The sequence below is a fragment of the Microcoleus sp. B13-B6 genome (genome assembly GCF_036705405.1).
Lineage (GTDB): Bacteria > Cyanobacteriota > Cyanobacteriia > Cyanobacteriales > Microcoleaceae > Microcoleus.
On the sequence record NZ_JAUBUJ010000034.1, the window covers coordinates 1 to 26,505 of the forward strand.

Below are 26,505 nucleotides of genomic sequence, written 5' to 3' on the forward strand. Positions count from 1 at the left end.
ACTGTTGACTGTTGACTGTTGACTGTTGACTGTTGACTGTTGACTGTTGACTGTTGACTGTTGACTGTTGACTGTTACCATTCGTGTCAACTTAAGAATAAAATCCATAATAAATATCGTTTATAGTTGAGTTTCGATCCCCCCTAACCCCCCTTAATAAGGGGAGTAGGGGGTGGGACAAGAGTATTCTTACGTCCCCTCTAACTCCCATTAATAAAGGGGGAAGAGCATTCAAATTTCCCCTTCTTAAGGGGGATTTAGGGGGATCGAAACTTCGATACAAACGAGATAGACACAGGGTTTTAGTATTAGGTTGACACCGATGGGCTGTTACTAATTCCCAATTTCCAATTCCAAATTCCCAGTCAACCGTCACTCGCCGAGTAACAACGGAGGTAACTTAGTAAAAGGTAAATCCTCGTTGATTGCATCAATTTCTTCTTGTTCTCTTTCGTTGATTTGACCGATATAAGACTTGAGAATTTGGGCAAGACGGTTGTTATAAAATCGGTGCAAACTATAATTTGGCGTAGCTGGAAAGCCGCGCCGTTTTTTGTGCCGCCCGCCGGCACCGGGATCGAAGCTTTGGATGCCCCGATCGATCGCCCATTCGATCGGCGTATAGTAACAAGCATCGAAGTGCAAGCAGTCGATTTCCTGCAAACTGCCCCAATAACGCCCGTACAGTCGATCGCCCTTATACAAACAAAAAGACATACCCATCGGCTGTCTGTCATCTTCCTTGTCGTAGGCGGCTACAAATAAAACTCGATCGCGATAATTGTGGTGCAACTGTTCAAAAAATCGCTTAGTCAGATACTTGCTTCCCCACCAACCAAATTTGTCGCAAGTATTCTCATAAAAAGCATACATTTGACCAAACATGGCTTGGGGAATTTCATCGCCAGTCAGCGTTTTTACCAACAAACCAGCTTGGTCAACTGCTTTGCGTTCGCGCTTGATATTGCGGCGCTGGTTAGCATTAAATGCGCCTAAATAATTGTCAAAATTTTGATAGCCTTGATTTTGCCAAATATAGCTGTGGTGCAGCCAACTGCTGAAACCGTGGCGTTCCATTCTTTCGCGCCATTCGGGATCGACATAAAGGAAATTGCAGCCGGAGATATTATGGCGATCGCAAAAATGGTCGATCGCGCTTACCATTACTCCCGTTAATTCGTCTTCATCTTCCCCCTCGGCAATCAAAAACCGATAGCCTTCAGCCGGAGTAAACGGCGTCATTCCCATCAATTTGGGATAATATTGAACACCCAAACGTTGAGCTAAATCCGCCCACTGATTATCGAATACAAATTCGCCGTAACTGTGGCTTTTGACATAAAGTGGCGCGCAAGCAATCAACTGTTTGTCTCGCCACACAGTCAAGTGATGCGGTAGCCAACCGGTTTTACCTGTCGCACTGCCCGAGACTTCGAGATTGTTAAGCCAATCCCATTCCAGAAATGGAGTTTTTAGTGGCATCGCCAAGGCATCCCACGACGCTTGCGGGATTTCGCCTATTTTGCTAATCCAGGCTACAGAATATTGAGGCTTTGGCTGTTTCAGCATAGGGAGACTTGTGCGTAGAGCGATCGAACTTTATTTAACTTAATATAATTATTCGATCGCTGGGAAAGCTCAATGGCAACTGGTGTCAACTGAATGTTGAAACCTGACAAATCTCGCTTTTGTCCGAGACCCGATCCCCCTAAATCCCCCTTAAGAAGGGGGACTTTGAGTGCTTCCGGTTCCCCCCTTCGTAGGGGCGGTGCCCCCGTGCCCGCCCTTGGCTAGGGGGGATCGGAGGGCTTAATCGTCAAACCCTAGTCTCGGAGTACGTTTGAGCTTTAGTTAGTTCGATCGACCCGATAATGCAAAAATACCTCTTGTCCCACCTGTTTAACCGCCAAAAGCTCCAATTTCGGAGCTAAATCTGCCAAAAAACCCTCTCCCTCCACAGGTGTCGGTGCATCCGCCCCACCCAAAATTAACGGGCACACCGTCAGCCAAAGTTCGTCTACCAAGCCTGCAGCCAGCACAGACGCTACCAGTTTTCCCCCGCCCAGAATCGCCAAGCGTTTGATACCGAAGCTTGCTAGCTGTTGAAACGCATCAATCCAATCAATCTCTCCACCTGCGGTTTTCGCATAGATAATTCGATCGAATTGAGATGTTGCACCATTCTCAATAAGCTTTTTATGAACAGGCAAGATGCCTGTTCCACAAGAAAGTTCATCTCTTGTGGAACGGTCATCTCTTGTGGAACGGGCATCTCTTGTGGAACGGGCATCTTGCCCGTTATTGAGAATGGTGCCAGATGTGCGATCGAACTTACTGTTCTCAATAAGGCTTTGATTAACAGGCAAGATGCCTGTTCCACAAGAAATTTCATCTCTTGTGGAACGGGCATCTCTTGTGGAACGGGCATCTTGCCCGTTATTGAGAATGGTGCCAGATGTGCGATCGAACTTACTGTCTTTCGTCGGAACAGGTGACGGCAATGCCGTTTCCCTACTGTCTTGCCCCGTCAGCAGCCACCGAGGCACCGGTTGCTGGAAAAATCGCAAGTTTGGGTCAAATTGGGGCGATCGCGAACACACTATTTGCACAGGTTGTGGGGGCTTCCCTTGCAGTTCCCTCTGTTTGACCAATTCCGGCGAAATTACTCTCATCGTCGTTCCATAAGCCTGTAAAGTGCCGTTGCCGAACAAAACGGCGTCACTTGCTGCTACTTGCTGTTCGAGGTGGGCTTTGTCGTTGGCAGAACCGAATCTCGCGGGCGATCGTACTGCATCGGCAATTTTACCGTCGGCACTGATCGCGAGTATTACTGTTGCGTAAGGTCGATCGATTTTATCTGTCATTAATTTATCAGTCCTGGACGCACCGGTGCTCAGAAACCGGGTTTTTTAGCAAAATCTTTCGTTGTCGCCCACATATCAGGTAAAAAACCCGGTTTCTTTGGGAAAAATGCGTGAGTCCTGTTTCTCAAATTTTCAACATGATAACGGCAAAAGAGGACGCGGCGGTGCCGTTTCCCTATCCCAAAAGTGCGATCGGCCGTTTGCCCAAAAGTGCGCGCGATCGTAGCTATCCCGTAGGGAATCGCCCGTTTACCAAAATTTGCTAAAAATCTCAAATCAATTGACTGCGTATTCTGTAAACTTTCGGGTAAAAGGCGACTTAAAAGCAAGTACGATATCGGTTTTTGGCACTCCGAATTCTACTAATTCTTGAGCAATTCCTGTATCTGTTCTATCCTGCTGAATCCAGATTTTATCATTTTTGAGTTCGATGTGAACTGAAATGCCGTAGACTCTCGATCCGTCGTTCCAGCCTGCGAGAATCACCAGGGAATTTCCGCTTTCTCGATCGCGAATAATTTTTACTTCTGTTCCTTCTCGTACCACCATGTCACAGAAGCTGTTGAGAATTTTTTCGATCGCTTCAGTATAGTTTAATCTCTCCATAGCACAAATTCCTCCAAATCGGGACGAAAAATAATTAGCTTGATATCGTATTCTTCTACTCGTCTTTGAATGAATCTCAATCTAAATAATTCCTCGTAGGTTTCTAAAGGAACTGCTAAATATACTATAAAATCTGGCATAATATCTCTCAATGCCGATCGACAGTTGAGAAATTGACCGAGAGCAGCATGAAATTGATAGAAGTCCGATCGGTCTTGAAAGCTCTTAACTTCCACAGCTATTTTGCGACCTTCTTTTTCTACAGTGATTAATTTTTATGCTGTCATATCGATAAACATGGCTAGACCTTCGTCATCGACTTGCACCCGAAAGTTTTCACGAATAACTATCGATCCATCTTTTTGTAAAGCAGCTTTGACAGTATCGTGAAAAATATCTTTAGCAGGCATTTAAAAACTCCATTGCTCTCATTCTCTATTTGAGAGCGCCCCTACAAACACAAAAATTCGATTATCGCCCGCCGCTAACTCCCTCCAATCGCAGGAAATGCACCCGACCTGACTTATCGCCCGCTACAACTATCACTCCATCAGGCGCAAAAGCACAGCAATTAAACTCAGTTTCTCCCCTGAAACTAGCAATTTCTTTACCTGTGAGCAAATCCCAGACTTTCAGGGTTTCATCCTTGGAAGCCGAAATCGCTGTTTTACCGTCGGGCGCGATCGCCACTGCACTTACCGCGTCACTATGACCCGTGAGAGTTTTCAGTTGTGAGCCTGTCTCGGTGTCCCAGATTTTCAGGGTTCGATCATCGGAAGCCGAAATCGCTGTTTTACCGTCGGGCGCGATCGCCACTGCTAGTACCGCGCTACTATGACCCGTGAGAGTTTTGAGTTCAGAGCCTGTCTCGGTGTCCCAGATTTGCAGGGTATCATCGGAAGCCGAAATCGCTGTTTTACCATCGGGTGCGATCGCCACTGCTGTTACCCCGGAACTATGACCCGTGAGAGTTTTCAGTTGTGAGCCTGTCTCGGTGTCCCAGATTTTCAGGGTTTGATCCCATGAAGCCGAAATCGCTGTTTTACCGTCGGGTGCGATCGCCACTGCTGTTACCCAGGAACTATGATCCGTGAGAGTTTTCAGTTTCCGGCCTGTCTCGGTGTCCCAGATTTTCAGGGTATAATCCCCGGAATCGGAAATCGCTGTTTTACCGTCGGGCGCGATCGCCACTGCACTTACCGCGTCACTATGACTCGTGATAGTTTTCAGTTGTGAGCCTGTCTCGGTGTCCCAGATTTTCAGGGTTTGATCCCATGAAGCCGAAATCGCTGTTTTACCGTCGGGTGCGATCGCCACTGCTAGTACCGCGCTACTATGATCCGTGAGAGTTTTCAGTTCAGAGCCACTCTCGGTGTCCCAGATTTTCAGGGTTTGATCATCGGAAGCCGAAATCGCTGTTTTACCGTCTGGTGCGATCGCCACTGCTGTTACCCCGGAACTATGACCCGTGAGAGTTTTGAGTTCAGAGCCTGTCTCGGTGTCCCAGATTTTCAGGGTATCATCGGAAGCCGAAATCGCTGTTTTACCGTCTGGTGCGATCGCCACTGCTGTTACCCCGGAACTATGACCCATGAGAGTTTTCTGTTCAGAGCCACTCTCGGTGTCCCAGATTTTCAGGGTTGTATCCCATGAAGCCGAAATCGCTGTTTTACCGTCTGGTGCGATCGCCACTGCTGTTATCGCGAAACTAGAACCCGTGATAGTTTTCAGTTGTGAGCCTGTCTCGGTGTCCCAGATTTTCAGGGTTGTATCCCATGAAGCCGAAATCGCTGTTTTACCGTCTGGTGCGATCGCCACTGCTGTTACCCTGGAACTATGACCCGTGAGAGTTTTCTGTTCAGAGCCACTCTCGGTGTCCCAGATTTTCAGGGTTTCATCCTTGGAAGCGGAAATCGCTGTTTTACCGTCTGGTGCGATCGCCACTGCTGTTACCCTGGAACTATGACCGGCAAGCGTCCGCAGCGCACCCTCATTTGCCCTTTCCAGATTAGGCTTCAAAGGCCACAGGCAGGAACTATTTCTCGACTGCTTAGCTTGTTTCACGACCCCCTGAATTTCAGGTGTTTCAAAATCCACCAACCGACTCCACAAATGCCCTGCAAGCTGCGTTTTATCCTTCTCCAAAACGTGCGCCGACTTGCGAATTGCCCCTTGAATCAATCTCAGAGTTTCACCTTGCCCATCCGACAGCAACACATCAGAAATTTTCGCCAAATCGTAATCATCAATTAGCGCTTGTACCCCCAACAATTCCAGTTTCATCTCAATAAAACCGAAATCCGTCAACCAAGCACAATAACGGTCAACCTTCCCCCGTTTCGCAAATCTCTTCGGTTGGTATTTCAACAGCAAATCTCGATCTTCCTGACACTGCTGCGCCAACCACACACCTAAATCGCTCATATCGGCGCTCCTCCTGCAAAGTTATCGCTAATATCATCGTTAATATCTTCCAGTGTTATACCCGCCGACTGCACAGTTTCATCTGCTTCGAGAAACTGCCGAAAACTGTTGTGATAGATAGTGTATCGAGTTTCCTTTCCTACTTTCTCCTGTCGCAAAAACGAATTCCATTTTCCGAGTACCTGCTGTACTTTCATAACATTATTTTCGCCGGCCGATTTAGCCAACCAGCGACCAGAAACTGGTTCCTCTGCTTGCGACAGAAAGTAGATAATTCTAACCTTCAATTCCAGCAGAAGATCGTCTTCCCTGCCCATCATCTGTCCCCAGTGTTTTTGATAATATTCCTGCAAGCCCGCTGGTAAATCATTTAAACTCACATCATTGTAAGTACCGCCTTCAATCTCATCGAGGATGTAGCGGAGGTAGATAAATTTCTTTTCGCTTTTCTGGGCTACCGCCGTCACAAACTCTTCCCGCTGCAAACTCTGACGCTCAATCCAATTCTGAATAGACTCGCTTTTCTCGGTACGTTTTGCCAGATAAGCCTTGACATCAGCAAAACTTTCGGCGCTGTACTCCATCAAATCAAAAACTTTGCGGTTTCCTGTCGGCATCGGCAGAAATTCCGGCCGCTTGGAGACAATAAAATAAACGTTATCCGGCAAATCATTGGGTAAATATAGAACATTGCTGCCGCTACTTTGCAAATTTAAATCGACTTCATCCAGCGCATCCACCACAAAAATTAACTTTTTTTCTCTGCTCGACTTAGCGCTAACTTCCCCCAACAACCTCCCTAGAAAATTGCCGTTTTCCAGCGCATTTTCCGGCAAATACGGGTACTTTTCTTTGAGGTTAAAGCCTTCTATTAACTGAGTGCAGGCATTTTCCAAAAAAGTTTTAGCGCTGATAATCCCATCCGATCGCGAATTGAAATGAGTAACGCAGCGTCGTTTCAGCATCTCCACGCATTTTGCCATAATTGCGCTTTTCCCGACACCAGGTTCCGCTTCTAAAACAAAATAGCCCTTCGGATTCTTATCCAAAAACTCATTAATTTTTTCAAACACAAATTTGCGGCCGGTAAAGTCTTTAATTCTGTCCTGAATAATCGTCTCGGACTTAAAAGAAATCGGCAAACTCGGCGCAGCAGGATCGATATATCTTTGCAGCAAGGCCCGCACCTGCGCCAAATCGGATCGGATCTCACTTTGCATAGATTCCAATTTTACCATCACTTGACAAATCTGCTGCTTAGTTGCTACCGCCTCCAACTTATCGATAATCTCCCGATTTTGCAGCTTCAAATCCTTGAGATCCGCCAAAGCAATTTGGTGCAGATTCAACAGCATCGCCGCAAACTTTTCTCCTCCCTTGGCTGCATCTTGTTTCAGCACTTCCCGGTACGCCTTCGGAAATGTTTCGTACAGTCTTTGCGCCACAAATTCCACGATTTCTGCATCAAAGGATTTCCCCTCACTGGCCGCGAATTCCCCGATGAATCTTGCCCAATCTTCCGGTGTCAATCCCGTAACTCGATCGAACTCCGCAGCATCCGCCGAAAAAATCAGAGTCAGTTGGTCTTCAGAAATATTTAAACCCCTTGACAAATCAACCCCTTCTGTGTTAATATTCAGCCAATATTCAGGAGTTTTTTCGGCTAATCGATCTAAATCCCTGGCAGACGAATTTTTACTAAGGGCGATCGCAATTAATTCATCTGACGAAGCAACATCTTTCAAAAGATAGGCGATCGCCTCACCCGCCGCCTCAATCAAATCGCGATTGTCAAGAATATTCGGATTTTTTCCCAACTTTTCGGCGATCAGATTTCCCAAGTCGTTAGCCGCCATATTCCCCGCTATACCGCCCGCGATCGTTGCTAATATCGAAATGCCCCCAACGGTTGGATTGGCCATCATACCCAATGCTGCTGTCACTCCCGGATTGGCGATCGCGCTGGCAATCATTGGCGCAACACCCATCACCGCACTCCATCCAAGAACCCTAACTTTAGTATTAGCTAAATCAACTAACGACATACTGTAAATATTCCCCGCGCTTTGCAATACTTTAGCGCGACAATATAATTAAATACAAGGTTAATTAATCTCACCTCTTGCACCATTCTTAGGAACAGGCAAGATGCCTGTTCCACAATGATTCTTAAGAACAGGCAAGATGCCTGTTCCACAAAAACTAAATTTTCTTGTGGGGTGGGCGTCTCGCCCGCCCCAAAATACAATCAGCCCGCCCCAAAATACAATCAGCCCGCCCCAAAATACAATCAGCCCGCCCCAAAATACAATCAGCCCGCCCCAAAAATACAATTGTATATTCAGTCGTCTTTAGACGACTTTAGCTATGAGACAGGGGTTTAAAACCCCTGGCGACCCCCGCAACAACCTAACGGGCCCGACAACCTCCTCACACCCCCGTAACAAACTCGCCACCCCACAACAATTTGTAAATTTTTTTATAGATCCGATCGCACAGCTTGTATTTAACGGATAATGTCTGTTTATTTATTTTGCAACCCCAGCGATCGCCCTAGCAAAGTATTTACTTTTCTTTACAAACAGCAGCTCAAAAAACGGCGCGACAGGTAAAAATTTCGTTGCAGACTTCAAATGCGTCGCGCGATCGACTAGAGTAAAAAAAATGGCTTTATCCGTTTATTCATCGCAAAGGAAACAAAGCTCATGGTTCAACGCGGTTCTACAGTTCGGATTCTCCGCAAAGAATCCTTCTGGTATCAAGAAGTGGGCACCGTTGCTACGGTAGACCAAAGCGGCATTAAATACCCAGTTATCGTTCGCTTTAACAGCGTAAATTATGCAGGCGTCAACACCAACAACTTCGCCCAAAGCGAATTAGTGGAAGTGTCAGCACCCAAAGCAAAAGCGAAAACAGGGACTCCAGTAGCTTCCGGCGGCAAACAAACCACGCTGGACGAGAAAACCCGGAAAACCGGCAGCGGAGGAGCCCCCCAGCAGCCGAAAACTTCGACGGACAGCAAACCGGGCGCCGAAGTGACCGGCAGCGTCGAAGGTTCGCCAAATCAAGGAACAGAACAACGCTAATTGTGCCAGAACTGCCAGAAGTTGAAACTATTTGCCGGGGATTGAATCAAGCAACCCTCGATCGAGAAATGTTGGGCGGGGACGTGTTGTTAAACAGCACGATCGCCCGCTCAATCTCTGCGACCGATTTTTTGACACAACTCAAAGGAAAGTCGATCGCCCGCTGGTACAGACGCGGCAAATATCTACTGGCAGAACTATCTCAATTCCCAGAAGGAGAAAGGGAAAGGGGGAGAGAGGGAGAGGGGGAGAGGGGGAGAGTGGGAGAATTTCTTGCCCAAACTCCAAACTCTTCCCGAACGCCTTCTTTCTCCCCCTCCCTTTTGCCTTCAAAAGCCGGCTGGTTGGGCGTTCACTTGCGGATGACGGGACAACTGCTGTGGGTGAACCGATCCGAACCCCTGCAAAAACACGCGCGAGTACGGCTGTTTTTTGAGGGAAACCAAGAATTGCGGTTTGTAGACCAGCGCACCTTCGGGCAAATGTGGTATGTGCCGGCAGAAACCGAGGTTTCGGGCACAGTCATCGGTCTGAAACTCTTAGGCCCTGAACCGTTTTCAGACGAATTTACAACCGAATATTTTGCCCGCAAGCTGCATCGGCGGGCGCGACCCATAAAAACAGCTTTGCTAGACCAGGCACTGATAGCTGGTTTGGGCAATATTTACGCAGACGAAACTTTGTTTTTGTCGGGAGTGATGCCCACAACTCTGTGCGCGGATTTGACCGCAGAGCAAATTGGGCGCATCCATACAGCTATTATTCAAGTTTTACAGAAGGCGATCGCATCCGGTGGCACCACTTTTAGCAATTTTCTCAACGTCCAAGGTGTCAACGGCAACTACGGCGGCGTCGCTTGGGTGTACAATCGCGCCGGTCAACCCTGCCGCACTTGCTCGGCAACCATCGAACGTATAAAATTAGCAGGGCGATCGACTCATTTTTGCCCCATTTGTCAGACATAAAAAGCAGTCAATGGATTTTAGGCTTTAGATTTTAGATTTTAGATTTACCCCACGAATCGCACCCCTTTATTCCTTAGTCCGCGTAGGCGGACTTTGTTTGTTTAGTAGCGATTTCAATCGCCGAGTGACTTTGCAGCCAAATCTAGATTAAAATTTGTATAGTTTTTTAAACTAAACAAAGCAAGTTATGGCAATCAAGAAAGGCAGTATAGTTCGCGCTGTACGCGAAAAATTGGAAAACAGTCTAGAAGCCAAAGCCAGCGACCAGCGCTTTTCCTCCTATATATTTGAAACAAAGGGCGAAGTGATGGATGTTCGCGGCGACTATGCCTTCGTCAAATTTGGCAAAGTTCCCACCCCGAATATTTGGCTGCGGGTAGACCAACTCGAAGATTTTAAGTAACTCACCAAAACTCAACCTCACTGTTCTTAATGTAGCGAAGGGTGCACACCGCGCACCTTTCCCCAATTAAGCTGATTGCTAAAATCTAAAATCTAAAATCTAAAATCTAACATCTAAAATCAAATGAATTCTCCATCAACCCGCGTATCAATTATCGGTGCAGGCAAAGTCGGCAGCACCTTAGCCCAACGAATTGCCGAGAAAAATCTGGCAGATGTAGTATTGCTAGATATTGTGGAGGGTTGGCCGCAGGGCGTTGCTTTGGATTTGATGGAAGCTAGGGGAGTCGAACACCACGATCGCCAAATTGTCGGTACAAATGATTATACAGATACGGCAAACTCAAATATCATAGTAATTGCCGCCGGAGTGCCCCGCAAACCCGGTATCAATCGGGAAGATTTAATTAAAATCAATGCTGGAATTGTCACCGAAGCCACAAAACAGGCGATCGAGCATTCTCCAGAAGCAATCTTAATCACAGTCACAAATCCCCTAGATATCATGACTTATTTAGCGTGGGAAGCTGCAGATTTGCCCAAACACCGAGTCATGGGGATGGGGGGAGTTCTCGACTCCGCCCGCTTTCAAACTTTTATTGCAATGGAATTGGGCGTTTCAAATGCTCAAGTCAATGCCACTGTCATCGGTTCTCATGGCGATTTGATGGTTCCTTTGCCCCGCTATTCTACTGTCAACGGTATTCCCATCAATCAACTTATGGATGCTGGGGCGATCGATCGACTCGTACAGCGGACTCGCCACGGCGGCGCAGAAATTGTAGAATTGATGAAGACTGGTAGTGCTTATTTTGCACCCGCATCTGCTGTCTGTTTGATGGTAGAATCTATTTTATTTAATCAGTCGCGACTCTTGCCTTGCTGCGTTTATTTGCACGGCGAATACGGCGTGCAAGATATCTTTTTAGGAGCTCCCTGCCGCTTGGGATATCAGGGAGTGGAACAAATAGTGGAACTTGAACTCAGCGATACCGAAAGATCAGCCTTTATCAAGTCGGGCAAATTGGTTGCCCAAAATATTGAGGAAGCCAGGGCAATATTGAAAACGGCTTCTTAAGCTTGTAGCTGTTGGTTGAGCACAGCAGCCTGCTCGCCACTTCAATATAATAATTTATATTGAGTGTGACAGTGGGATAGCTCTTTCGGAAGTTGGCTTATCTGGTTTCAACCGCGCTTTGATAAATATCATTGATCGTGGTTGTTATGCTGTATTTCAAACGCCGAAAAATTGGTAGCAAGAAACCGATATATAAACATAAAATTTACTCTCAAAAACTTGCTAAAAACGCAAAAACTGGCAAAAGTAGTTGAACTTGGTTTGCGCGACAATACCATCAGAGTTTCTCTAGAAATTAAAGCCAAAATCTGCCATCTTCTTTTTACTACTATACCAACCGCATAAGCAGTCGGTTTTGGATTATCTCTCACTCGCGATCGGATTGCCCAACAACAAGGTGGCACTTTAAAGGTAGGAAGTGAAATGCGAGTTTCTACGGAATTTATCATTACTTCGCCCAAACTTTAATCCTCGCGATCGCCATTTCTATTGATCCAGCTTGAAATACCTTTACTTTCGCCAAAAATGTGATACCCTAAATATTTGTATTATCTAAAACTTTTACACTTCTCAAAAATGGCAAAAATCGGGCAAAAATTCTCCGCGCGTGCGAAGCTATCTCGAACGCGCGTGCCTTCGGTGAAGGGTAGGCAATAGCCCTTGAGTTGAGTCCATTTAACCATAGCCTGCAACTACCTCAACTGTTTGACCGAAAACTAACCTCTGATTCGGGGAATTTTAATCAGTTGAAAAGATTCAATCCCTCGCATGAAATAACGAGAAGGCAAGGAAAAATATCTAAAATTTCGGCTGACCCTAAAGATTGTAAAAAATCTAATTTAGGAGAGATAAATCGAGCATTACTTAAAACTCTAGAAAAGGCGATCGCCTCAATTTAAACAAATTTTAATAGATGCGATCCCAACAGGATATGCGATCGCCAAAACAAGGAAACCATTGAGGGAGTTTGGGGTAATAATAAAAAGGTGACAATTGCAACCGAAGGCGAGCCCAAAAAATGTCAAAATTAGTCAGAGACGCTCATCCCGATCTCGCAATGGAACCGGGTTTCTTGTTCCCACTTTCCGACATTCCCTGACCTAATTACGTTAATAAACCCGGTTTATGTGTAAGTTTTGTTAGCATTATTCTCAATAATTGAGAATAAAAGAAGTAGCAAATTCTGCCAATTTTTCAGTAAATATACGGGAGCTAAAATGGTCGATTGACCTCCAAATCTCGAAAAAATACGGAAATGCAGCGTAAGTAGCTGCTAAGTGCTAGCAGAAGGAGGAGAATAAGCTGTTACACATTTAAACCAATAACGATAGAGGTAGGGTGCGTCAGCTAGAACAGTGGCGGGATATGGGAAATACTTATGTACGCTCCGCACCCTACTATCCTCTTTTAAATGCCCAACAGCTTATGTTCTTTGCCTTTTTGAGTTACCAGGCTCAACTTGCAGAGCGCTATTGAGATGCCATCAACCTCGATAACAAACCGCAAAATAACTAAAGAAAAAGCATTATGTTTCAGGAATACCTGTATCACGAAGTAATCAACCTGCGCGAGAAACTAGCTCACCTAGAAAGAGAAACGCAGTCTCAAACCTGGTTCAAAAAGCTGCAAGCGCTGATGGGAGTTATTAGCAAAATTCGTGAATCCCTAGACTTAGAAACAATATTCAAAATCACAGCCACCGAAGTTCGGCAACTCCTAAATGCCGATCGAGTCGCCGTCTACCGCTTCTTTCCCGAATCCCAATTGAACGAGGGCGAAGTAGTGTCCGAAGACGTACTGCCCCAATACAGCCCATCTTTGGGAACCAAAATCCGCGACTACTGCTTCGGCGAACAATTTGCAGCCAAATACACCAAAGGATACGTTCAAGCAGTCACGGACATCTACAAAGCCCGCTTGAGCCCTTGTCACCTCAAAATCCTTAAGCGGTTTCAAATCCGAGCCAACTTAGTCGTACCGCTGCTGCAAGGGAAACATTTGTGGGGATTGCTGTGCATTCACTCCTGCGGTCAACCCCGCCAGTGGCAAGAAGACGAAATCGAATTTGCCAGACAAGTAGGCGACCATTTAGCAGTTGCCATCTACCAAGCCGAACTGCACTTGCAAACCCAGAGGCAAATAGCAGAAATCGAATCCGCCCAGCAGAAACTCCGCGACAGCGAGCAAAAATATCACCAAATTCTCGATTCGATCGCCGATATGGTATTAGTCAAAGGCCCCCAATCGAAAATCGTCTGGGCAAATCAAGCATTCCGCGATTATTACGGCATGACTCAAGAGGAACTTCAAGACATCGTAGACGCGCCTTTCGCCGATCCCGACAATACTCTCCAGTACGTCAGAGATGACGGCTTCGTATTTGACACCGGGCACACTCTGCAAATTTCTGAAGAACCGGTGACGCGGCACGACTCAGAAGTGCGACTGTTCAGCACCGTCAAAACACCGATCCGCAACGCAGACGGCCAAATCGTCATGACTGTCGGCGTCTCCCGCGACATGACGGAACGCAAAAAAACAGAAGAAGCCGTCAAAGCCAGCGAAAGCAAATACCGCAGCCTGGTAGAAACCTCCCAAGACATGATTTGGTCGGTCGATGCTTCAGGACGCTACACCTTCGTCAACCCAGCAGTTAAGTACATCTACGGTTACGAACCAGAAGAAATGATCGGTAGGCCGTTCTCCGACTTTGTGACACCAGAACAAAGCCAGAAAGATTTAGAAGTTTTCGCCCGCCTGTTGGCAGGAGAATCAATTTTCCAGTACGAAAGCACCCAAATCGCCAAAGACGGCAGCATGAAACATTTGATGTTTAACGCGATCGCCCTCTACGACGAAACCGGAAACTTCCTCGGCACCACCGGTACAGCCACCGACATTACCGATCGCAAGCGAGCAGAAGCAGCCTTGCAACACGCCAACGCAGAACTAGAGCGCAGAGTAGAAGCACGCACGGCCGAACTGCGCCAGACTTTTTCCGCACTCAGTGCCAGCGAAACCAAGTTTCGGACGATCGCAGCCACCATCCCCGGATCTCTGTTCCAATTTTGCAGCAGGCAGGGAGTGTGGAGAGTTGACTACATGAGCGATCGCATCTTCGATATCAGCGGCATCACAGCAGCAGAAATGATGCGAGACATGAATACATTCATTTCCCGCGTCCACCCCGAAGACTTGGAAAGCTACATCGCTTCCGTCAACGAAGCGGTAGAAAATCTCTCTCCCTGGCACTACGAAGGGCGGTTAGTCAAGCCCGACGGTGAGATTCGCTGGTGGCAGGGCGACTCCATGCCCACCCGCAACGAGAACGGCGAAATCGTATTTTCCGGCGTCGCGCTCGACATTACCGATCGCAAAGTTGCCGAAACCGCCATCCGCGAGAGCCAGCGGCAGCTCAAAGAAGCCCAGAGACTCGCCCACGTCGGCAATTGGGAACTCGACGCAGCTACCAAAACCGTCACTTGGTCGGAAGAACTCTTTCGCATCTTCGGACTCGAACCGACAGAAAGCGCGCCCAACCTAGCCGAACAAATCGCTCTGATCCATCCAGAAGATTTGGAATTGTGGCAGACTCAAGTGCAGCGGGGACTCGAAGCGGGCATCCCCTTCGATTTTGACTTGCGCCTTTACCGTCCCGACGGCACGCTGCGGCATCTCAACGCTTTGGGTCGTGCCGAAACCGATGCCAGTGGCAAGGTGGTAAAAATGTTCGGTACGGCGCTCGACATTACCGATCGCAAAGTCGCCGAAGCAGCACTGCGGCAAGCAGCAGTCGAGTTAGAAGACAGAGTGAGCGATCGCACGGCCGAACTGTCCGAAGCAGTCACGCAATTAGAACAAGAAATTGGCGATCGAAAACTTGCAGAAGCAGCCCTGCAAGTTTCCGAGCAAAGCCTGCGGACAATCTTTAACAATGTCTACGATGCTATCTTCATTCACGACTTAGAAGGCAACATTCTCGATGTCAATAATCGGATGTTAGAAATGTACGGAGTGAGCCAGGAACAAGCAACAAAATTATCATTTAAAAACGACTATTCAAGCGCCGACAATCCCATTGAACAAATGGGAGAACTTTGGGAAAGAGTATTAGCCGGCGAAACAGGTCGCGTGGAATGGAAAGCGAGGCGTCCCAACGACGGTTCAACCTTTGATGCAGAAATTGCCCTGTCCAGAATTCATCTCAACGGGAATCTCAGCGTCATTGCCAACGTCCGAGATATTAGCGATCGCAAACAGGCAGAAGCAGAACTGCAACACGCTCAAAATTTTATGGAATCCGTACTCAAAACCATACCCGTCGCAGTATTTGGCAAAGAAGCAGAAGAGTTGCGATTTGTACTGTGGAATCCAGTCGCCGAAGAGGTAATGGGTTTCCCCGCTGCTGAAGTTATGGGCAAAAATGATTACGACTTTTTCCCCAGAGAACAAGCCGACTTTTTCACCACCAAAGACCGGGAAGTGCTCGCCAGCGGGCAAATTTTAGACATTCCCGAAGAAGTGATTCAAACAAAAGAAGGCGAGAATCGCATATTTCATACCAAGAAAACCGCAATTCTCGATCGAGAAGGCAATCCCCAATATTTATTAGCAGTTACTGAAGACATTACTGAGCGCAAGCGGGGAGAAATTGCTTTGAAGCAATCGGAAGCCCGACTCAGACAGCAGGCCGAACGAGAAAAATTGCTCAACAACCTCACTACTCAAATCCGCAATTCCCTCGACTTCGACAGCATCGTTACAGTCGCAGTTAAGGAAATTCGCGCTTTCCTGCAGATCGATCGCTGCCAATTTGCCTGGTATCGCTGCGACGGAGAGGAACCTTACTGGGAAGTTATTCAAGAATCTCGCACAAGAGAACTTCCCGATTTAATAGGTCGCTATAAAGCTTCTGACTTCGGCCCTTTAGGAGAACCAGTATTGCGTCTAGAAACGCTGCAAGTCGATGATGTCGAAGCAATCGCAGACCCTGTTTGGAGAAAGTCTCTTAGTTCTATGGGCTACCAATCTATATTGGCAATTCCGATGCAGGCACTTTCGGGAGTCGTGAGTGTTGTTACCTGCACCCACTCCGCTTCTGTGCGGCCTTGGAGCGACAGCGAAGTAGAATTGTTGCAAGCGATTACAGTTCAATTGGCGATCGCCCTCAACCAAGCCGATCTTTACGCCCAAACTCGAAATAAAGCTCTCGAATTAGAACAAACATTACAGAAATTAACCAGCACTCAATCACAGTTAATTCAAAATGAAAAAATGTCAAGTCTCGGTCAACTTGTGGCAGGAGTAGCCCACGAAATCAACAACCCAGTTAACTTTATTTACGGCAACCTCACCCACGCCAACGACTATACCCAAGACTTGCTACACCTGATCGAACTTTACCAAAATCACTATCCCGATCCCGTCCCGGAAATTCAAGAAGAAGTAGACCATATTGAACTAGACTTTCTGATGGAAGACTTGCCAAAGTTGCTTTCTTCAATGAAAGTCGGTGCAGACAGAATTCAACAAATTGTTGCTTCTCTCCGCACATTTTCCCGCATGGACGAAGCGGAAATGAAAGCAGTCAACATCCACGAGGGCATAGATAGCACCCTGATGATTTTGCAGCACCGGCTCAAAGCTAAACACAATCATCCAGAAATTGAGGTGATTAAAGAATACGCTCAACTGCCCTTAGTAGAATGTTATGCCGGACAGTTAAATCAAGTATTTATGAACATCTTGAGCAATGCTTTGGATGCTTTGGAAGAACGGGATCTGCGCCGTTCTGCTGAGGAAATGCGGAAACACCCTAGCAACATCCGCATCCGCACTGAAATATCGCCAGCGGGCAAAGTAATCATTCGGATTGCTGACAACGGGCCGGGAATACCGGAGACTGTCGGCACTCGGCTTTTTGACCCGTTTTTTACCACTAAACCTGTGGGTAAAGGCACCGGGATGGGCTTGTCAATTAGCTATCAAATTGTTACAGACAGACACAACGGGTCGCTGAAATGCACTTCTTCGCCGGGACAGGGTACAGAATTGGCGATCGAGATTCCCCTCAAAGCTAATTGTTAATGGGGCATGGGGCATGGGGCATGGGGCATGGGACGCAAAAACCCGGTTTATTAACGTAATTGCGTCATTTTAGGTTGAGGACGATCGCCAGAAACCTGGTTTTTGAGGTAGAAGCGTGCGATCGCGAACTAATTGAGCTAAAATATTTATGGATTCTCCAAAATAGAGAAATCAAACTAATATGCTTCAATCAACAGAACACTGTCACATTGTCAGGAATGATGAAATTCTGAGTGGTGAACCGATTATCAAGGGTACTCGAACTCCGGTGCGGGCGATCGTGGAGATGTGGCGCATTGGAGTTTCGCCAGAAGAGATTCCTCACCGTTTGCCACACCTCACCCTAGCGCAAGTATTTGATGCCTTGAGCTACTATCTAGATTGCCAAGCAGAAATTAACAAGTATATTGAACTTAACCGCATTCCCGATGAGTTAATCGATCCGCGAGTCAAAGATCGATGAGTGAAATTTTTATTCATGTCTATTTAGATGAAGATGTCGATGTGCTTGTAGCTAGCTTGCTACATTCTCGCGGTTTTGAGGCAACAACTGCCAAACAAGCAGGGCAACTCGGAAAAACAGATGTCGAGCAGTTGGAGTATGCTATTAGCCAAAAAGCAGCTATTCTCACCCACAATCGAAATGATTTTGAAGCGCTTGCTCAAGAATATTTCAGTCGGGAGGGAAAACATTACGGAATTATCATTGCAGTCCGGCATCCGTATGGGAAAATCGTGGGTAGGCTGGTTTCAATCCTCAATACCACAACAGCCGACGAAATGGAAAACCAAATTCTTTACATTTAAACTGAAGTTCCCCCGCAGAGGAACTTCAAAAAATATGAAACTTTTATAAATCAATCGATTTTTGTAAGCATTTCAGTGATAGCATCACTATCCAAAGGTTTAGAAAACCAATATCCCTGAGCTAATTCGCAGTCGAGTTCTCGAAGCTGTGATAATTGTTCGGCTGTCTCTACACCTTCGGCGATCGCATTCAATCCCAAATTGTGAGCCAAAGTTACGATCGCCCGCACAATCTGCAAAGGCTGACCCCCGTCGTCACCATTTTCCACAGCCCCCAAGCGACTTACAAAAGATCGATCGATCTTCAGTGTATCCAGCGGAAAACGGTGCAAGTAACTTAAAGACGAATAGCCAGTACCGAAATCGTCGATCGACAATCGAATATTTCTACCTTTTAATTCGGCTAGCACAATATTGGCTTTCTTGACATTTTCTACGATCGCGCTTTCAGTAATCTCCAATTTTAAACAGCTCGGATTGCAGCCCGTTTCTGCTAAAATTTCATCAATTTCCTCGATTAAATGCGGGAAACCTAACTGTTTAGGAGAAAGATTGACGCTCATTGTTAATTGCGAAGGAGCAATAATTGGTAATTTAAAATTCGGAATGGGTACCTGGGAAGTTGTACTTAACGTAGCCGAACTATTGGTAATTGGGAATTGGGAATTGGTAATAGATGAGTGGAAATCGCTAATCGGGAATTGGTAACTGGGAATTGGTAATTTTTTACCGATTATTTCTTCCCTGTGACCAATACTGGGGCTACGCTCAGTAAAAGTTGCGTGTTCCTCATTCCCTGTATCTGTTACATCAGTTAAATCCCCTACATTGCCCGTTGCCATCTTCCCTGTTGTTACCCTGAGCGAAGTCGAAGCGCCTTCTTGCTTCTTGTTACCCTGAGCGACTTGCCCTGAGTGCAGCCGAAGGGAGTCGAAGGGCCTGGTTCCGACTTCCATTGGACTTCTTCCCTGTTCCTCGGTTAACATTTCTTGCCAAATCCGCAATTGCTGACAAGCTTCCCGCAACACCCAGGCTCCCAGAGGCACGATCAAACCTGTTTCTTCAGCTACAGGGATAAAAGTAGACGGCGGAACTAAACCCCGAACTGGGTGGTGCCAGCGCACCAAGGCCTCAAAACCTTCGAGCGCACCGCTGGCGAGCGAAACAATCGGTTGGTAGTGCACAATAAAGTGCGAACGTTGATCCTTGCTCTCTCCTAATTCCTCCTTGCCCAAAATAGCCAACCGCAGGTCAGTTTCTAACTGCAACAGCGACATTGTTTGGTCGTGCATCGCCAAATTAAACACTTCGTGGCGGGCCTTACCCAAAGCTTTAGCGCGGTACATAGCGATGTCAGCATCGCGTAGGAATTCTTCCGGGTGAGTGTACGAATTCGATTCGCCACTGTCGGTGGCTTCGCCTCGACTGAAAACAATGCCAATGCTAGCGGTGGTAAATACTTCGTGTCCTTCGAGATGAAACGGCTTCGTCAGTTCTGTTTGTATCTTTTTAGCTGCGAGGGTGGCGTCGCTGAGGCTCTGAATGTGGTCTAGCAGGATGGTGAATTCGTCTCCCCCCAGTCGGGCGACGGTATCAGAAACCCGGACGCAGGTTTGCAGTCGCTGCGCCAGGGCAATTAGCAGTTTGTCTCCTAAAACGTGTCCTAAAGAATCATTAACTACTTTGAAGCGGTCTAAATCTAGGAAAAGTAAACCAAATTTGTAATCGGGGGACTGATTGGATCGGCGGATGGCTTGTCCTAGCCTGTCTAGGAACAAAACGCGGTTGGGCAAACCTGTCAGCGCATCGTGAAAAGCGCCGTGCAGCAGTTCCCGTTCTACTCGCTTGCGCTCGGTGACATCTCGGATAATAATCTGGGCGGCGGTTGAGCCTTGATAAGTAGCGGGGATGCCGGCAACTTCAACGTCTATTATTTGTCCATCGAACCGAATCAGTTTTTGTTCGGCAAGGTCGAGCGGCTGATTTTCTGTCTCGACTAGCCGGATGCGCTCTCTGGCTGTTTCCACATAGTTTGGATGGACGAAATGCAATACGGGAAAGCCGATGAGCGCTTCGGGAGAGTTCGCACCGAGGAGTTTAGCGCCGGCAGCATTGATGTAGGCGATTTTCCCTTGACTGTGAACGGCGATCGCTTCGGGAGATAGTTCTACTAAACGGCGATAGCGTTCTTCACTTTCTTTGAGAGATACTATCAACTCGCATCGCTCTTTTTCAGCCTGCTGGCGTTCGACTTCCATTTGGTGAACCGCCAGAATTTTGCCAATACTTTGAGCCATCAATTCTATAATTTCTATTTCCTCGTACTTGAATTTTCTTTTCTTTATTTCCGGCGAACTAAAACTTAAAGTTCCGTAGGTTTTATTGTTAACAAATATCGGGGTTCCGATGTAAGATTCTGATTTGCAGCTTTGATAAGCTGGATGTTCGCGCATCTCAATATCGGCTCCTATATGAGAATACGCAACTGTTTTGTTAAGTTTAATGACTGCCGCGCAGTAAGTATCGCTGAGGTTCAATTCTAAGCCTCGCACGAAGTATTCTAAATCGCTTTTCGCGGCTCTGACAATAAAAGTCTCGTTGTCAACTTCAGCCATGATGCCCATAGAAAGTCCAAACATCAAACAGCCTGCTGTTAGATAATCGTCAACCAGTTCTTCAAAGTTTTGATAATGATAAGTTGTAATCCGGTGCAAGTGTTTGAGATTAGCGCTAAAAGCTGCTAAAGCTTGAGAATTTAAAAATAATTCTTCTTCCGATCGCTGGCGGTCGGTAATGTCTGTTTGTACTCCAATAAAGTGGGTTAAGTGTCGCCGCGAGTTGTAAACCGGAGCGATCGACAGTTCGTGCCAAAAAGGCGTGCCGTCTTTCCGAAAGTTGCGTAATATAACTTGAGATTCTCTGCCTTCTTCAATCGCAATTCGCAATTGTTGGGCAGCGGGGCCGTCAGTGTCTGTGCCCTGCAAAAATCGGCAATTTTTGCCCATTAACTCGTCTCTGCTATAACCAGTAATCCGCTCAAAACTCGGATTGACATAAATAATCGGATTATCTGCAACAGTCGCGTCGGTGATTGCAATGCCGTTACTGCAACTTTCGATCGCCCGTTCCATCATTTGCAAACGCTCTTGCGATCGAATCCGCTCGATCGCCGCAGCTAACACGTTGGCGATCGCTTCTACAAAATAAACGTCATCTTGAGTGAAAACCCGCCCTTGGCAGGTATGAACCCCCAAAATGCCCCAGGCCTGCGAGGAGGAACTGTTGGCTGGTTCTGCTTGTCCCCAGTTGCTCCCCAGTCCCCGATTGCCGGGAATAATTACAGTAACGCCGCTGACAGCCCGGTGGTTGTGCAGCAGCGGCAACTCGCTAAAGCGCGTTTCCACCCGCAAATCTTCGACGATTGTCGGTTCGCCCACTAGCAATGTGTAACCTGCTTGCGATCGGGCAGAAGCGGCAACAGTAGCACTGCCGACGAGGCCCGGCTGCCAGCCAACCCCCGCTCGCAGCATAAAAGCATGACCAGAGGGCAACAGTTCTAACACCTGGCAATAATCAACGTCCAGGGTTTGAGCAATTAAAACCGCAGCTTTGTCCATCAGTGCGGACAAATCTGTTTCGGCCAGGGCCTGCTGCCCCAAGTAAGCGACAGCCGCTTGCTGGCGGGCCCGCGAGTGGATTGACGTGAGCAATTCCTGCTCCTTGGCGGCCACTCGTTTCCGATCCGTAATGTCGCTGAACACCGACAGAACAGCTTTCCCCGACACCAATGTCAGATACCGCATCGATACACTTGCCCAAAACAGCGTGCCGTCAGCTTTTTTAAGCCGGATTTCTGCCTCGCGGACCAGTCCGTTGCGGGCGAGCCGTAACAGCAATTCCTGGCGCTCTGCAGGTTTGTGGTAGAGCGTTTCGGCTTTTTGGCGGTCGATCGACTTGAATCCTGTGAACCCGAAAGCCTGACGACATAAATCGTTACTATAAAGAATTGTGCCATCCGCCAGACTGCTGACGATCAGGGGTATTGGCATCGAGTTGGCGATCGTCAGCAATAATTCTTTGGTTCCTTGCAGCTCTTTGTACAAGTCGGGCTTGGAGGCCCAGCCGTGACAGTCTTCAGAGTTTTCAGGGATAAAACTTTCCATTGTTTAATCGATCCATTAGCAGACAACTTTTTTAAACTTGTGGTCAATCAATACTGCGGACGGTTTTTAATTAGCATTCGTAGAATATAAAGTTTCAAGTCGATTCGCCAATCGAGCTACCAACGGAAAATCAAGGGTTTCAAACTACGAACTAAAAACAGTCCAGACTATTGGTAAATGACGATTTCAGATGCAGAGGAGGATCTACAGTAGCCGACAACACATTAATCTTAACCAGAACTATGCAACGGAACGCCCCTAAACTGCTCGGCTGAAGTTTGATATGCTGCTTTCCCGTCAAAGACCACATCTGTCTTTGGTATGACAATCTACTGTTTTTAAAGTTGCGTTAAGTTTTGATGTATGGCGAGGTACTTTACCCAATGTGCAGCGGAAGCTCCTAATCTAAAAAGTAAAGTCACCTACTTGCCAACCACCGAATACTATCCGAGGAGAGAGGAGAAATGCTTGAATCTTACCGCCGTACCGCTGCCGAACGGGCCCATGAGGGAATTCCACCCCTGCCGCTAGATGCCCAGCAAACGTCGGAACTGTGTGAACTGCTGAAAAATCCGCCGGCACAAGAAGAAGAAACCTTAATAGAATTATTGCGCGATCGCGTCCCCCCAGGCGTAGACAGCGCCGCCTACGTCAAAGCTGGTTTTCTAACTGGCATTGCTAAAGGCGAAATCCACAGCCCCCTAATTGCTCCCAAATGGGCAGTTTACCTGCTGGGGACAATGATGGGCGGTTACAACGTCCAATCTTTAATCGATTTGCTCAATCCTACTGCGGAAATTGCCATTCCCGCCACCGCAGCCCGGGCACTGAGCAAAACGTTGTTAGTATTCGACGCTTTCCACGATATTCTGACTTTATCCGATACCAATCCCTACGCCAAGCAGGTAGTCGATTCTTGGGCGGATGCCGAGTGGTTTACCAGCCGCCCCCAACTGCCAGAAGCGATTACCGTTACAGTCTTCAAAGTTCCTGGAGAAACCAATACTGACGACTTGTCGCCAGCACCTCATGCTACCACGCGGCCGGACATTCCCCTACACGCTTTGGCGATGCTCGAAAGTAAGATGCCTGGGGCTTTGCAAACCATTGCAGACTTGAAGCAAAAAGGTTATCCCGTAGCTTATGTTGGTGATGTTGTCGGTACCGGTTCGTCGCGGAAATCGGCGATTAATTCCGTGCTCTGGCATATTGGCAATGATATTCCGTTTGTGCCGAACAAGCGCAGTGGCGGTTATATTTTAGGAAGTGCGATCGCCCCGATATTCTTCAATACCGCTGAAGATTCCGGCGCATTGCCGATCGAATGTGATGTCTCCCAAATGGAAACAGGAATGGTAATTACCATCCATCCCTACAAAGGCGAAATCACCAACGAAGCCGGAGAAATCATCTCCACCTTCACCCTCAAACCCGACACAATTCTAGACGAAGTTCGCGCCGGTGGCCGAATTCCGCTATTAATTGGACGAACTTTAACCGACAAAACCCGCGCAGCTTTAGGACTAAAACCAAGCACTATTTTTACCCGCCCTACAATCCCAGTAGATACGGGCAAAGGCTTCACTTTAGCACAAAAAATGGTAGGCAAAGCTTGCGGTTTGTCCGGCGTTCGTCCCGGTACATCTTGCGAACCAGTCATGACAACAGTCGGATCGCAAGATACCACCGGGCCAATGACTCGCGACGAATTGAAAGAACTTGCTTGTTTGGGATTTAGCGCCGATTTGGTGATTCAAAGTTTCTGCCACACCGCCGCTTATCCAAAACCAGTTGATGTCAAAACTCACCACGAATTGCCCGATTTCATGGCAGAGCGCGCCGGCATAGCTTTGCGCCCCGGAGACGGCATTATTCACTCTTGGCTGAACCGGATGTTATTGCCAGATACAGTGGGAACGGGCGGCGATTCTCACACTCGTTTTCCTTTGGGAATTTCCTTTCCTGCGGGTTCGGGATTGGTCGCATTTGCTGCAGCCTTGGGCGTCATGCCTTTGGATATGCCAGAATCGGTTTTAGTACGGTTTAAAGGTGAATTGCAGCCCGGAGTAACGCTGCGGGATGTTGTGAATGCAATTCCCTATGTGGCCATTCAAAAAGGTTTGCTAACCGTCGAGAAACAGAACAAGAAAAACATCTTTTCTGGACGGATTATGGAGATTGAAGGTTTGCCCGATTTGAAGGTCGAGCAGGCTTTTGAATTGACCGATGCGACGGCCGAGCGTTCTTGCGCTGGATGCACGATTAAATTGAGCGTGGAGACTGTTTCTGAGTACATTCGTTCCAATGTCGCGCTGCTGAAAAACATGGTGGCGCGGGGCTATCAAGATGCGCGGACGATGATGCGCCGGGTGGCTAAGATGGAGGAATGGCTGGCAAATCCGGTGCTGATGGAGGCGGATGCTGATGCGGAATACGTTGAAATCATCGAAATCGATCTGAACGAGATTACAGAGCCAATTGTGGCTGCTCCCAATGACCCGGATAATGTTAAGTTGTTGAGTGAGGTTGCGGGCGATCGGGTTGACGAAGTATTTGTCGGTTCCTGCATGACAAATATCGGTCACTACCGCGCCACAGCGAAGGTGTTGGAAGGTGCAGGGGAAGTGAAAACTCGCCTGTGGATTTGTCCGCCAACTCGGATGGACGAACAGCAACTCAAAGAAGAAGGTTATTACAGCATTTTTGGATCTGCTGGAGCGCGTACAGAAATGCCCGGATGCAGTCTTTGTATGGGCAATCAAGCGCGGGTTAAAGATGCGACAACGGTGTTTTCAACTTCTACTCGTAACTTTAACAACCGCATGGGCAAAGATGCACAAGTTTATCTGGGTTCAGCGGAATTGGCGGCCGTTTGTTCGCTGTTAGGTCGCATTCCCACAGTCCAAGAATACAATGACATTGTGTCGAAGAGAATCGATCCTTTTGCTGGTGATTTGTATCGGTATTTGAATTTCGATCAAATTGCTGGTTTTGAGGATGAAGGACGAGTGATTGCTTTGGAAGATATGCCTCGAATTGAGGATATTTTGGGGATTCCCGATGGTGTGTTGAGCAAGTAAAAAGTGGGGCGGGCAATTGCCCGCCCTTTGTTTATAATATGAGTAAATGAGAGAAAGGAAAAAAGTAATTATGTCCGAACAAGTTTTAAGCAGCGAAAGCCAAGGGACAGTAGAATCAGCGCCCGAAACTCCTACGGTTGAAGACAAAGAAAGCGATCGCCCATTAAGCCAGCCGATCGCGGAATTCCTCCGCGTAATTCAGCAAACTCCCAGAGAATATTGGCCAAACTTACTTCAGATGATGCGCTTATTTCTGGAAACGGTGACAGTAAAGCCCGTATTGTCCGAGCCTCCCCAGACATCTGAGAAAATAGACATTACTAAACTGTCGCTGGAGGAACGGATACAAAGAAATAAAGGTGCAATTGAATTAATCAATTCATGGATTGAGGAGGGAGATGAACAAGAACAAACAGAAACCGCTGAATATCTCCGTAAAGCTTTAGATGAAGACCGCCTTTCTAATCGGCCATTATTCCCATGAGTAGAGTAATAATTCTCGACTCTGGCCCATTAGGAATGGTAACAAACCCTAAAGCATCCTCTGCTGAAATTCAAGAGTGCAAAGTTTGGCTAAACTCTTTAATGCGGAGGGGCGAAATAATAATTCTGCCTGAAATTGCTGACTACGAAGTGCGACGGGAGTTGATCCGCGCAGGTAAATTAGCAGGTATTCAACGGCTTGATGAATTGAAATTACAACTTACATACCGTCCTTTGACTACAGAGGTAATGCTTTTAGCCACTCAGTTGTGGGCTGACGCGAGAAGGAGAGGAAGACCAACAGCCGAACCTAATGCACTTGACGGGGATGTGATTTTGGCGGCTCAAGCAATATTGGAGGCAAGTGAAGGCAATGATGTGGTAATTGCTACAACAAATGTGGGGCATTTGTCGCAATTTGTTGATGCTCGCGAGTGGCGACTAATTCAGTAATCTTTAA

The 26,505-nt window shown here is 47.2% G+C and carries 18 protein-coding genes and 1 pseudogene; 11 read left to right on the forward strand and 8 right to left on the reverse strand.

Annotation, left to right across the window (positions count from 1 at the left end; all coding sequences use genetic code 11):
* Positions 1-372: 372 nt before the first annotated feature.
* Together QUB35_RS17025 and QUB35_RS39185 are read right to left on the reverse strand one after the other, a co-directional pair.
* On the reverse strand, positions 373-1,569 hold the full coding sequence (locus QUB35_RS17025; protein ID WP_333142982.1) for a GNAT family N-acetyltransferase: 1,197 nt from the start codon (positions 1,567-1,569) through the stop codon (positions 373-375).
* Positions 1,570-1,847: 278 nt separating this feature from the next.
* Positions 1,848-2,864 (reverse strand): RibD family protein, encoded by a 1,017-nt coding sequence (locus tag QUB35_RS39185; protein ID WP_445252120.1) that lies wholly within the window; start codon positions 2,862-2,864, stop codon positions 1,848-1,850.
* A 110-nt stretch (positions 2,865-2,974) separates the two neighbouring features.
* Here QUB35_RS39185 and QUB35_RS17040 point away from each other — a divergent pair, with 110 nt between their 5' ends.
* Positions 2,975-3,130 (forward strand): hypothetical protein, encoded by a 156-nt coding sequence (locus tag QUB35_RS17040; protein ID WP_333142983.1) that lies wholly within the window; start codon positions 2,975-2,977, stop codon positions 3,128-3,130.
* Positions 3,131-3,140: 10 nt separating this feature from the next.
* Here the strand turns inward: QUB35_RS17040 and QUB35_RS17045 are convergent, their stop codons facing one another.
* From QUB35_RS17045 to QUB35_RS17060, 4 genes and pseudogenes are all read right to left on the reverse strand, one after another.
* Positions 3,141-3,470 carry a XisI protein gene (locus QUB35_RS17045; RefSeq protein ID WP_333142984.1) on the reverse strand — a complete coding sequence of 110 codons (330 nt, stop codon included), beginning with the start codon at positions 3,468-3,470 and terminating at the stop codon, positions 3,141-3,143.
* Positions 3,458-3,880 (reverse strand): annotated as a pseudogene (locus QUB35_RS17050) (element excision factor XisH family protein). The gene QUB35_RS17045 and the pseudogene QUB35_RS17050 overlap by 13 nt, the downstream one beginning before the upstream one ends.
* Positions 3,881-3,941: 61 nt before the next feature.
* Complete coding sequence (locus QUB35_RS17055; protein ID WP_333142985.1) at positions 3,942-5,894, reverse strand: WD40 repeat domain-containing protein; 1,953 nt, start codon at positions 5,892-5,894, stop codon at positions 3,942-3,944.
* Entirely contained in the window at positions 5,891-7,939 is a 2,049-nt protein-coding gene (locus QUB35_RS17060) for an ATP-binding protein (protein ID WP_333142986.1), read from the reverse strand. Before QUB35_RS17060 ends, QUB35_RS17055 begins: the two co-directional genes overlap by 4 nt.
* 660 nt (positions 7,940-8,599) lie before the next feature.
* Between QUB35_RS17060 and QUB35_RS17065 the strand changes: the two genes are divergently transcribed.
* From QUB35_RS17065 to mdh, 4 genes are all read left to right on the forward strand, one after another.
* Positions 8,600-8,980, forward strand: a complete 381-nt coding sequence (locus QUB35_RS17065) for a photosystem I reaction center subunit IV (protein ID WP_333053993.1) — start codon at positions 8,600-8,602, stop codon at positions 8,978-8,980.
* A 2-nt stretch (positions 8,981-8,982) separates the two neighbouring features.
* A complete protein-coding gene (locus QUB35_RS17070) occupies positions 8,983-9,945 on the forward strand; it encodes a DNA-formamidopyrimidine glycosylase (protein WP_333142987.1) in 963 nt (320 codons plus the stop codon).
* Between the two features lie 187 nt (positions 9,946-10,132).
* A complete protein-coding gene (locus QUB35_RS17075) occupies positions 10,133-10,348 on the forward strand; it encodes an NAD(P)H-quinone oxidoreductase subunit O (RefSeq protein WP_015178120.1) in 216 nt (71 codons plus the stop codon).
* 123 nt (positions 10,349-10,471) lie between these two features.
* Entirely contained in the window at positions 10,472-11,425 is a 954-nt protein-coding gene (gene mdh / locus QUB35_RS17080) for a malate dehydrogenase (RefSeq protein ID WP_333142988.1), read from the forward strand.
* A 128-nt stretch (positions 11,426-11,553) separates the two neighbouring features.
* Here the strand turns inward: mdh and QUB35_RS17085 are convergent, their stop codons facing one another.
* Positions 11,554-11,874, reverse strand: a complete 321-nt coding sequence (locus QUB35_RS17085; RefSeq protein WP_333142989.1) for a hypothetical protein — start codon at positions 11,872-11,874, stop codon at positions 11,554-11,556.
* Between the two features lie 1,078 nt (positions 11,875-12,952).
* Between QUB35_RS17085 and QUB35_RS17090 the strand changes: the two genes are divergently transcribed.
* The 3 genes from QUB35_RS17090 to QUB35_RS17100 all read left to right on the forward strand — a co-directional run bounded on the left by QUB35_RS17090 (position 12,953) and on the right by QUB35_RS17100 (position 18,319).
* Positions 12,953-17,512, forward strand: a complete 4,560-nt coding sequence (locus QUB35_RS17090; protein ID WP_333142990.1) for a PAS domain S-box protein — start codon at positions 12,953-12,955, stop codon at positions 17,510-17,512.
* Positions 17,513-17,693: 181 nt separating this feature from the next.
* Positions 17,694-17,975, forward strand: a complete 282-nt coding sequence (locus QUB35_RS17095) for a DUF433 domain-containing protein (RefSeq protein WP_333133610.1) — start codon at positions 17,694-17,696, stop codon at positions 17,973-17,975.
* Complete coding sequence (locus QUB35_RS17100) at positions 17,972-18,319, forward strand: DUF5615 family PIN-like protein (RefSeq protein WP_333142991.1); 348 nt, start codon at positions 17,972-17,974, stop codon at positions 18,317-18,319. Before QUB35_RS17095 ends, QUB35_RS17100 begins: the two co-directional genes overlap by 4 nt.
* A gap of 50 nt (positions 18,320-18,369) precedes the next feature.
* Here the strand turns inward: QUB35_RS17100 and QUB35_RS17105 are convergent, their stop codons facing one another.
* Positions 18,370-22,482: an EAL domain-containing protein gene (locus QUB35_RS17105; protein WP_333142992.1), complete on the reverse strand. Its 4,113-nt coding sequence runs from the start codon at positions 22,480-22,482 to the stop codon at positions 18,370-18,372.
* A 464-nt stretch (positions 22,483-22,946) separates the two neighbouring features.
* On the opposite strand from QUB35_RS17105, the gene acnB reads away from it, so the two are divergent.
* The 3 genes from acnB to QUB35_RS17120 all read left to right on the forward strand — a co-directional run bounded on the left by acnB (position 22,947) and on the right by QUB35_RS17120 (position 26,498).
* The gene (gene acnB / locus QUB35_RS17110) at positions 22,947-25,562 is read left to right on the forward strand and encodes a bifunctional aconitate hydratase 2/2-methylisocitrate dehydratase (protein WP_333142993.1); all 2,616 of its coding nucleotides are present in this window, start codon (positions 22,947-22,949) and stop codon (positions 25,560-25,562) included.
* Positions 25,563-25,632: 70 nt separating this feature from the next.
* Positions 25,633-26,046: a hypothetical protein gene (locus tag QUB35_RS17115; RefSeq protein ID WP_333142994.1), complete on the forward strand. Its 414-nt coding sequence runs from the start codon at positions 25,633-25,635 to the stop codon at positions 26,044-26,046.
* Entirely contained in the window at positions 26,043-26,498 is a 456-nt protein-coding gene (locus tag QUB35_RS17120; protein WP_333142995.1) for a nucleic acid-binding protein, read from the forward strand. The genes QUB35_RS17115 and QUB35_RS17120 overlap by 4 nt, the downstream gene beginning before the upstream one ends.
* Positions 26,499-26,505 lie beyond the last annotated feature (7 nt).

Excerpts from the sequence above, each read along its gene's own strand:
- QUB35_RS17075 (WP_015178120.1), top strand. The coding sequence starts at position 10,133 with ATGGCAATCAAGAAAGGCAGTATAGTTCGCGCTGTACGCGAAAAATTG.
- QUB35_RS17115 (WP_333142994.1), top strand. The coding sequence starts at position 25,633 with ATGTCCGAACAAGTTTTAAGCAGCGAAAGCCAAGGGACAGTAGAATCA.
- QUB35_RS17095 (WP_333133610.1), top strand. The coding sequence starts at position 17,694 with ATGCTTCAATCAACAGAACACTGTCACATTGTCAGGAATGATGAAATT.
- QUB35_RS17085 (WP_333142989.1), bottom strand. The coding sequence starts at position 11,874 with ATGATAAATTCCGTAGAAACTCGCATTTCACTTCCTACCTTTAAAGTG.
- QUB35_RS17055 (WP_333142985.1), bottom strand. The coding sequence starts at position 5,894 with ATGAGCGATTTAGGTGTGTGGTTGGCGCAGCAGTGTCAGGAAGATCGA.
- QUB35_RS17105 (WP_333142992.1), bottom strand. The coding sequence starts at position 22,482 with ATGGAAAGTTTTATCCCTGAAAACTCTGAAGACTGTCACGGCTGGGCC.
- mdh (WP_333142988.1), top strand. The coding sequence starts at position 10,472 with ATGAATTCTCCATCAACCCGCGTATCAATTATCGGTGCAGGCAAAGTC.
- QUB35_RS17065 (WP_333053993.1), top strand. The coding sequence starts at position 8,600 with ATGGTTCAACGCGGTTCTACAGTTCGGATTCTCCGCAAAGAATCCTTC.
- QUB35_RS17100 (WP_333142991.1), top strand. The coding sequence starts at position 17,972 with ATGAGTGAAATTTTTATTCATGTCTATTTAGATGAAGATGTCGATGTG.
- QUB35_RS17120 (WP_333142995.1), top strand. The coding sequence starts at position 26,043 with ATGAGTAGAGTAATAATTCTCGACTCTGGCCCATTAGGAATGGTAACA.
- QUB35_RS17025 (WP_333142982.1), bottom strand. The coding sequence starts at position 1,569 with ATGCTGAAACAGCCAAAGCCTCAATATTCTGTAGCCTGGATTAGCAAA.
- QUB35_RS17045 (WP_333142984.1), bottom strand. The coding sequence starts at position 3,470 with ATGGAGAGATTAAACTATACTGAAGCGATCGAAAAAATTCTCAACAGC.
- QUB35_RS17060 (WP_333142986.1), bottom strand. The coding sequence starts at position 7,939 with ATGTCGTTAGTTGATTTAGCTAATACTAAAGTTAGGGTTCTTGGATGG.
- QUB35_RS17090 (WP_333142990.1), top strand. The coding sequence starts at position 12,953 with ATGTTTCAGGAATACCTGTATCACGAAGTAATCAACCTGCGCGAGAAA.
- acnB (WP_333142993.1), top strand. The coding sequence starts at position 22,947 with ATGCTTGAATCTTACCGCCGTACCGCTGCCGAACGGGCCCATGAGGGA.
- QUB35_RS39185 (WP_445252120.1), bottom strand. The coding sequence starts at position 2,864 with ATGACAGATAAAATCGATCGACCTTACGCAACAGTAATACTCGCGATC.